Origin of the sequence: Sphingopyxis sp. (genome assembly GCF_036402335.1) — a bacterium.
Classification (GTDB): domain Bacteria; phylum Pseudomonadota; class Alphaproteobacteria; order Sphingomonadales; family Sphingomonadaceae; genus Sphingopyxis.
The window spans coordinates 1-8367 of sequence record NZ_DASWTD010000170.1; the positions used below are offsets into that span (position 1 = coordinate 1).

At 65.8% G+C, this 8367-nt stretch carries 6 protein-coding genes; 2 read left to right on the forward strand and 4 right to left on the reverse strand.

Annotation, left to right across the window (positions count from 1 at the left end; genetic code table 11):
* The coding region (locus VGD20_RS05235) for a hypothetical protein (RefSeq protein ID WP_414714544.1) at nt 1-233 on the forward strand (233 nt) is incomplete at its 5' end.
* 351 nt (nt 234-584) lie between these two features.
* On the opposite strand, the gene VGD20_RS05240 is transcribed toward VGD20_RS05235, so the two are convergent.
* Genes VGD20_RS05240 through VGD20_RS05250 form a run of 3 tightly spaced genes read right to left on the reverse strand, consistent with a single transcriptional unit; the run spans nt 585 to nt 6367 of the window.
* Nucleotides 585-1982, reverse strand: a complete 1398-nt coding sequence (locus VGD20_RS05240) for an efflux transporter outer membrane subunit (RefSeq protein ID WP_331133435.1) — start codon at nt 1980-1982, stop codon at nt 585-587.
* Entirely contained in the window at nt 1972-3174 is a 1203-nt protein-coding gene (locus tag VGD20_RS05245; RefSeq protein WP_331133436.1) for an efflux RND transporter periplasmic adaptor subunit, read from the reverse strand. The genes VGD20_RS05240 and VGD20_RS05245 overlap by 11 nt, the downstream gene beginning before the upstream one ends.
* Entirely contained in the window at nt 3167-6367 is a 3201-nt protein-coding gene (locus VGD20_RS05250; protein ID WP_331133437.1) for an efflux RND transporter permease subunit, read from the reverse strand. Before VGD20_RS05250 ends, VGD20_RS05245 begins: the two co-directional genes overlap by 8 nt.
* Nucleotides 6368-6613: 246 nt before the next feature.
* On the opposite strand from VGD20_RS05250, the gene VGD20_RS05255 reads away from it, so the two are divergent.
* A complete protein-coding gene (locus VGD20_RS05255) occupies nt 6614-7507 on the forward strand; it encodes a LysR substrate-binding domain-containing protein (protein WP_414714545.1) in 894 nt (297 codons plus the stop codon).
* Nucleotides 7508-7669: 162 nt separating this feature from the next.
* Here the strand turns inward: VGD20_RS05255 and VGD20_RS05260 are convergent, their stop codons facing one another.
* Entirely contained in the window at nt 7670-8179 is a 510-nt protein-coding gene (locus VGD20_RS05260; RefSeq protein ID WP_331133439.1) for a DUF3617 domain-containing protein, read from the reverse strand.
* Nucleotides 8180-8367: the final 188 nt, after the last annotated feature.

Genomic DNA, 8367 nt, shown 5'->3' on the forward strand with positions numbered 1-8367 from the left:
CGCGGATCGGTATCAGCTGGAACAGCTGGACCAAAATCACCAGTGGACTGCCGGTTAGGCATTCGCTTGCGCATCGTTTCAAGGCCCGCGTTCTCGCTGCGGCTGACCGGATCGAGGGCTTTCAGCAGAAATTTCCCTTGCCGGGAGGTGGTCTCGACTATGCGGCGCTCGACGACGCATTCCTGCTGCCAAGCGCGCCGACGCGTCCGGAAACGAATGTGCTGCGGTCGTAGACGACCGACAGGTGCGTGAATTGACGGCCCCTCGGCTCGCGGGTCGGGCCGGATCGTAAAACCGCACGCGGCGTCCGAACCGACCGACCGGCTGGAAGCGCTGCGTCTTGTCTGGCGCGAACCCATGCCGTCGGATCGCCGACATATGCTTATCGGGTTGACGCTCGAGGGAAGCGGCATCCTCCCGGAACTCGCGTCGGCGCATTGTGTAGAAATCCGCCGGCTTCAGCCATTGCTTGCCGAGCATCTGATGCGATTGACCTTGCCCAAAAGGGGGCGGCCTGAATGCCCGCGACGGTTTCGTCTCCGTCAAATGTGGGCTGTCCGCAACCGGCCAAACTGGCCGGAGGCTCAAGAGCCCCCGATCGCCTTCACCAACGCGACGCTGCCCCGCATCCTCTGGGTTTCCAGCGCCAGTGTCGCGCGCTGCGCCTCGAGTGCGTCGGTCTGGGCGGTAACGACCTCCAGATAGTCGGCCGCGCCATTGCGATATCGGGTCAGCGCCAGCGAACTCGTGCGCGCGGCGGCTTCCGCCGCGCTGCGCTGGTCGCCGGTCTGGACGGCGAGCAGGCGGTTCGTTGCGATCGCGTCTTCCGCCTGGCGGAAAGCGCTCAGCACGGTATCGCGATAGCCGGCGGCCAGCTCTTCATATTCGGCGCGGGACATTTTCACCTGGCTCGTACGGCGGCCGCCGTCGAACAGGGTGAGCACCGCCGCGAGCGGGCCGAGGCCCCAGAAGCTGTTCGGCGTCTGGAGCAACTGGCCATGGGTCGTTTCGAACCCGGCCGCTCCGCCGAGCGTCAGCGTCGGGAAGAAAGCCGCACGCGCCACCCCGATCCGCGCATTGGCGGCGGCCATGCGCCGCTCGGCGGCGGCGATGTCGGGCCGGCGTTGGAGCATGTGCGAGGGCGTGCCGGCGGGCAGGGCGGGGGCGTCCAGCGGTTGCACGGCAGGCGGAATGGAGAAATTCGACGCGAGTTCGCCGACCAGTGCCGCGATCTCATGCTCGGTCGCCGCGCGTTCGGCGGCAACGGCGGAGATTTGCGCGCGGGCATTGCCGAGCACCGTCCTCGCGCGGTTGACGTCGATGCCCGATGCGATGCCGCCATTGTGGCGTCGAACGGTGAGGTCATAGGCCTTTTCGAAGGCTTCGACCGTCTGGCGCAGCAGGTCGGCCTGCGCGTCGAGCCCGCGCAGCCTCACATAGGCGTCGGCGACCGCGGCTTGCAGGCTGAGGCGCGCCGAGGCGAGATCGGCCTCGCTCGCCTCGGCATCGGCGCGCGCGGAGGCCACGCCGTTGCGAATGCGGCCCCAGAGGTCGATTTCATAGTCCAGCGCGCCGCTGACGCTGAAATCCTTATAAGTGCGCGCGTTGCCGTCGCCGCCGAAGCGCCCGCCGGACAGGCGTTGCCGGCTGGCGTCGCCTCCGGCGACCACCGTCGGAAACAGGTCGGCGCGCTCGACACGGGCGGCCGCCAGCGCCCCGTCGTAACGCGCGAGCGCGGCGGCAAGGGTGGGGCTGGCCTTTTCGGCACGGATCTCGAGATCGTTCAATATCGGGTCGTTGAAGGCCTCCCACCAGGCCGTGCGCGCGGCGGTATCGAGCGGGGTTGCCTGGGTCCAGCCCGCGACTTCCTTATAGTCCTGCGGCGCGATGGTTTGCGGGGGACGATAGGCGGGGGCCATCGAGCAGGCGCCGAGCAGCGCCGACGCAGCGATCACCGCGAGCCGCACGACCCTAGCCCGCATGCGCAGCGCCTTTGCGGCCGCCGGTCGCGGCGGGGGCCTGCACCTTCACCTTGTCGCCGGTCCGGATCGCGTCGGGCGGCGTATCGATCACGCGTTCACCCTTGCGGACGCCGCCAGAAATGACGACGGTTGCCCCTTCGTCGCGGGCGACCGTGACCGGCCGTACGGTCACGCGGTTGTTGCCATCGATGATCGCGACGGTGGGGCCATCATTGCCGTAAAGGACGGCGCTGCTCGGCAGCGTCAGGCTGTTGCCGCTTCCCTTGCCGACGTCGAAGCGGACCTGCGCGAAGGCGCCTGGCTTGAGCGCACGATCGGGATTATCTGCCTGCAGTTCGACCAGCATCGCTCCGGACTGCGCATCGACCGCGCCCGCGCTGCGGGTCAGCGTCGCGGTGAAACTGCGGCCCGGATATTCGGGCAGCATGAGCGAGGCGGTCATGCCGGCCTTCACATCGGCTGAATAGGTTTGCGGCACGCGCACATAAATGCGGACGCGATGAACGTCCGACACGGTGAAAAGCGGCTGCGACGCGGCGTTGCCCGCGACCACGAGCGCGCCGATCTGCGCCGCGCGGCTGGTGACGACGCCGTCGAAGGGGGCGGCCAGGCGGGTGAAGCCCTGCAAGGCGCGCAGGCGCTTCACATTGGCGAGCGCGGCGTTGGACAGCGCCGACCGGGCGGCGAGGTCACCGGCCTTTTCGTCGGCTTCCTGCCGCGAGACCGCATCCTCGGCCAGCAAGGCATTCCATCGCGTCGCGGTGGTCCCCGCAAGCTTCTGGTTGGCGAGTGCGGTCTGATAGTCGGCCTGTGCCTGCGCGAGCTGCTGGTCGACTTCGGGCGCATCGAGGATCGCGAGAGTCTGGCCGGCGCGGACGCGGTCGCCGATATCGGCCAGCCAGCGACGGACATAGCCGTTGGTGCGGGCATAGATGGCGGCGCTGTTATAGGCCTGGACATTGCCGGGGAGGACGAGGTTGCCGGCGCCGGCGCCGTCCTGTGGCTGGACAACCGCGACGGTGGGAATCGCGGCGTCGGCAGCGATGGCGCGCAGGTCGTTCGTTGCGCCGAGGCGCGAGGCCGTGCCGGCGGCGACGACGACCAGTGCGACGATCGCGGCGCCGATGCCGACGCGCTTCAGGGTCCGGTTGTCGGGACCGCCGGATTCAGCGGGAAGGGGCGTTTCAGGCATAGCTGGGCTGCATTTCCATCTGGGTGTCCGCCGGCTTGTGGCGGCGGTGGACGAGGGCGAAGACGGTGGGGACAAAGAAGAGTGTGGCGATGGTCGCGCAGAACAGGCCGCCGATGACGGCGCGGCCGAGCGGGGCGTTCTGTTCACCGCCGTCACCGAGGCCGAGGGCCATCGGCGCCATGCCGATCATCATCGCCAGCGCGGTCATCAGGACGGGGCGGAAGCGGACGAGGCCTGCCTCGAGCGCCGCCTGCGTTGCATCGCCCAGTTCGGCGAGCTTTTCGCGCGCGAAGCTGACGACGAGGATCGAGTTGGCGGTCGCGACCCCCATGCACATGATCGCGCCGGTCAGCGCCGGGACCGACAGCGTCGTGCCGGTGACGAACAGCATCCAGACAATGCCGGCGAGCGCCGCCGGCAGCGCCGTGATGATGACGAACGGGTCGACCCAGCTCTGGAAATTGACGACGATCAGCAGGTAGATCAGCACGATCGCGGCGGCGAGGCCGAAGCCGAGGCCGGAGAAAGCGGTATTCATCGTCGCATATTGGCCGCGGATGGTGATCGTCGAACCCTTGGGCTCGTCCTTTTTCATCGTCTTGATGACCTGTTCGATGTCCCCAGCGACCGCGCCGAGATCGCGGCCCTGTACCGTTCCATAGATGTCGAGCACCGGCGCGATATTATAGTGCGACACGACCGGCAGCGTGTTCGACCGATTGATCGTGGCAAGGCCGCCCAGCGTCTGGACCGCCCCAGCGCGGTCGCTGGCGGCAGAAACGGGGAGGTTGGACAGGGCGCTGATCGATCCGACCAGATATTCGGGCGTTTGCGCGACGACGGGATAGGAAACACCGCTCTTGGGATCGAGAAAGAAGACCGGCGCGGTCTGCGATGTGCCGGCGAGTGAACTGCCGAGGCTGCTCGTGACGTCGCGTTCGGTCAGGCCATATTGGCCGGCGCGCGAGCGATCGACATCGACGTTGAGCTGCGGCGAACGGCCGGGCTGCTGGATGCGGGCATCGGCGAGGCCCGGGATCGTGCCGATTTTTGCGAGCAGTTTTTGCGCATAGGCGCGATTGGCCGCCGCATCCTTGCCGGCGATCTGGATGTCGATCGGCGCGGGGGCGCCGAAATTCAGAATCTGGCTGGTGATGTCGGCGGGCAGGAAGGAGAAGGTCGTGCCGGGAAAACGGCGAGGCAGTTCGCGGCGGAGCAGGCCGACGATCTCGTCGGTCGGGCGGTGCCCCTCTTTCAGCGTGATCATCATGTCGCCGTCCTGCGGACCGATGGTGCCGCTGTTGTTATAGACGGTGTTGATCGAGCTGACCGGCAGGCCGATATTGTCGGTGATAGCGCCAAGTTCGCCGGCCGGAACGAGCATGCGTACGGTCTGGCCGATGCGGTCGAACCGCGCCGCCGTATCCTCGATCCGCGATCCGACCGGCACGCGGATATGCATCGCGATCTGGCCCGAATCGACCGAGGGAAAGAAATTGCTGCCGAGCATTGGCAACAGGCCGAAAGACAGGATGACGATCGCGAGGAAGCCCAGCAGAAACGGCTTGCGCGCGCCGAGCGCGCGGCGGAGCAGGCTCACATAGTCGGCGCGAATCTTTTCGAACCGGTGTTCGAAGCCGCGCTGGAACCGCACCAGCGGATTGCGCGAGTTGGGCGTGCCGGCCAGATGTGCATCCTCATCGCCGGGGCGATGGGGTTTCAGCAGATACATCGCCATCGTCGGGACCAGCGTGCGCGACAGGACGAACGACGCGATCATCGCGAATACGACCGCCAGCGCCATCGGTACGAACAGGAAGCCCGCGACACCTGGCAGGAAGAACATCGGCACGAACACGATGCAAATGCACAGCAGCGCGACAAACGCCGGGGTCACGATCTGCGCCGCGCCATCCAGAATCGCCTCGATGACGCCCTTGCCCTGTTCCAGATGCCAATTGATATTCTCGATCGTCACAGTGGCATCGTCGACCAGGATGCCGACCGCGAGCGCGAGGCCGCCGAGCGTCATGACGTTCAGCGTCTGGCCGAACGCCGCGAGCGCCGCGATAGCCGCGAGGATCGCGAGCGGGATCGACAGGGCGATGATCACCGTCGACCGCCACGAGCCGAGGAACAGCAGGATCATCAGCGAGGTCAATGCGGCGGCGATCGCGCCTTCATGGACGACACCTTCCACCGCGCCCTTCACGAACAGCGACTGGTCGCCGATCGGCAGGATCTTCAACGTATCGGGCAGCGTGGCGCTGATCTTCGGCAGCGCATCCTTGACGCCGTTGACGATGGCGAGCGTCGACGTCGCGCCGTTCTTGAGCACCGTCAGCAGGACCGACCGGCTGCCTTCGACGTGAACGACATTGGTCTGCGGGCCGCTGCCGTCGCGGACGAAGGCGATATCGCGCATATAGATCGTCGCGCCGTTCACCACCTTGACCGGCAGGTCGTTCAGCGCCTCGATCGTGCCCGGCGCGTTGTTAAGCCGCACGCTATATTGCGTCGATCCAATCTTGACGAAACCCGCCGGATTGATCTGGTTCTGCGCGGCGATCGCGGCCCCGACGTCCTGCGCGGTCAGCCCCTTGGACTGCAGCGCGACCGGATTGAGGTCGATCTGGACCTGCCGCTGCCTGCCGCCCGATGGATAGGGCATGGCGAGGCCCGGGATGGTGACCAGCGACGGGCGTATCTGGTTCTGGCCGAGGTCGAACAGTTGCTGCTCGGATAATCCCTTGCCCGACAAGGCGAGCTGGAGGATCGGCACCGTCGATGCGCTGTAGTTCAGGATCAGCGGCGGGGTCACACCCGGCGGCATCTGGTTCAGGACGGTCTGGGAGACCGAGGTGACCTGCGCCGTGGCGGTGCGGATATCGGCGTCGGGCTGGAAATAGATTTTGACGATGCCGATACCCTGGAGCGACTGGCTCTCGATATGGTCGATGTCGTTGACCGTCGTCGTCAGCACGCGCTCATAGGGGGTGATGATGCGGTTCGCCATGTCTTCCGCGGGAAGGCCCGAATATTTCCAGGCGGCGGCGACCACGGGAATGCGGATATTTGGAAAGATATCGACCGGTGTGCGCAGCGCGGCGAGGGAGCCCACGATCGCGATCAGGATCGCCATGACGATGAAGGTCAGCGGCCGGTGCAGCGCAACCTTGACGATACCGATCATTCAACGCTCCAGAACACGGCCCCGACCGGAATGCCGGTACCGAAAGATCATGCCGTTCCGGCTCGCTCTCCCAGGATGAATGGGACGGCGAACCGCTTCCCGGGCGCAGCAGGATCAGGGGGGCTGATCCGCACGCGGCTGCAGGAAGGCGGGTTCACCGTCCCATTCATTCGGGCCAATGCGCGTCTGGACGATCCACGTCTAATATATAATATGGCTTGATCGATACACAGGACGACCTGATCCATGGAATTGCGACATTTGCGTTATTTCCTTTTTGTCGCGGAGGAGCGGCATTTCGGCCGGGCGGCGGCGCGTCTGGGCATCTCCCAGCCACCGCTCAGCCAGCAGATCCGTATGCTGGAGCAGGAATTGGGAGCCCGCCTGTTCGATCGCACCAGTCGCCGCGTGCAGCTGACCGAGGCAGGACGGCTGTTCCTTCCCGAGGCACGCGCCACGTTGGAACAGTCCGAACGGGCAGCAGAAATTGCCCGCCGCGCGCATCGGGGCGAGGCTGGCCGGCTGGGGCTGGCTTTCACCGTGTCGGGACCGTTCGTGCCGCAAGTCGCGCGCGCGCTTTACAGCTTTCGCCATTCGCATCCCGATGTCGAACTGGTCCTGCGCGAACTCAGTCGCGACGAGCAGATCGAGGCGGTGCGCACGCAGGAGGTCGACATTGGCATCGTCCGCGATTTCGAACGGCCGGTGCTGCCCGCAGATATGGTCTGCCGCTGCCTCCTGACCGAGGACCTGGTGCTGACGCTGAGATCCGACCATCCGCTTGCGCGGCGCTCCGCCGATCCCGATGTCGCCGACCTCGCGCAGGAACCGCTGGTGCTCTACGGCGCGCCCAACGGCGCGGGCTTCAACGAGCATTTCTTCGCCTTGTGCGCCGAGGCGGGTTTCGTGCCACAGATCGCGCACGAGGCGCAGAGCCTCGCGACCCTGCTCGGCCTCGTCGCCGCCGGGTTCGGCCCGACAATCATCGCGCGCTCGATGGCGCGATTGCATGTCGACACGCTGGTCAATCGCCCGTTCGCGACGCCCGTGACGAGCAGCCTTTGGTTGATACACAACCGCGTTCTTTCGGCGGTAGGTGATGCTTTCCGGCGGACGATACTGGAAGCCGACACGACGTAACGCGGCGCATCACCTGGCGGCGCGCTGATCGCGATGCGGAGCTTCCCGACCTTTGCGAGATCGAGCCCGGCGTAGAGGTGCCGGCGCCGCTTGATCGCGGCGCGCGACCTCAAAACGGGGCGCGGTCGCTGACCGCGCCCTTCGTCGAGTGGTATTTCAGATTCAGCCCTTGCAGGGGCCGATATTGGTACTGGTGACCTGCATCTGCATTTCCATGTCGCCGCCGCCCATCGGCGACTTGCCCTTTGAAATCACGAGAACATCGGTCTTCTTGGCACCGAGGGTTCCGGCGAGGGCGAGCTCGACCTTCTGGCTGCCCTGCGTGCATGTGCCCGCGACGTCGATCTTGCCGTCGCCGATCTGGTTCTTGTTCCACGTGCAGGCCTCGCCATAGCCTTTCGACAGCGCACCGGCGACATCTTCCTTGTCGGCCTGTTCCTGCGTGAGGCACTGCTCGGTACCGCTGGCGGCCGCGAGCTGCTTCGACATCTGGTCTTTCACATTGTCGGGAACGCCCGGCATCTCGAACTTGACCAGCTTGACATCGGTCTTCCAGTTGCCGGCTTCGCGCTTAACCGTCCCGGCCGGCGTAGCTGCCTTGTCGTCGCTCTTGCCGCAGCCACCCAGCGCCAGCGCTGCGCCCAGCGCGGCGACCGTCAAAAACTTCTTCATGCTTCGATAGTCCTTCGATTGTTGCTCTTGGGTCCCCCGAGAGGTCGCAATCGCTTCACGCCCAAGCGATCACGAGCGCGCATGTATCAAGTTTTCAATGGGATGCACGCCCAAAGTTAGAAGGCTATCTATCGGTGCATTGGCAGTAGGGTCATCCGGGAACAGTCGAATATTGCCGCGACCGGGAC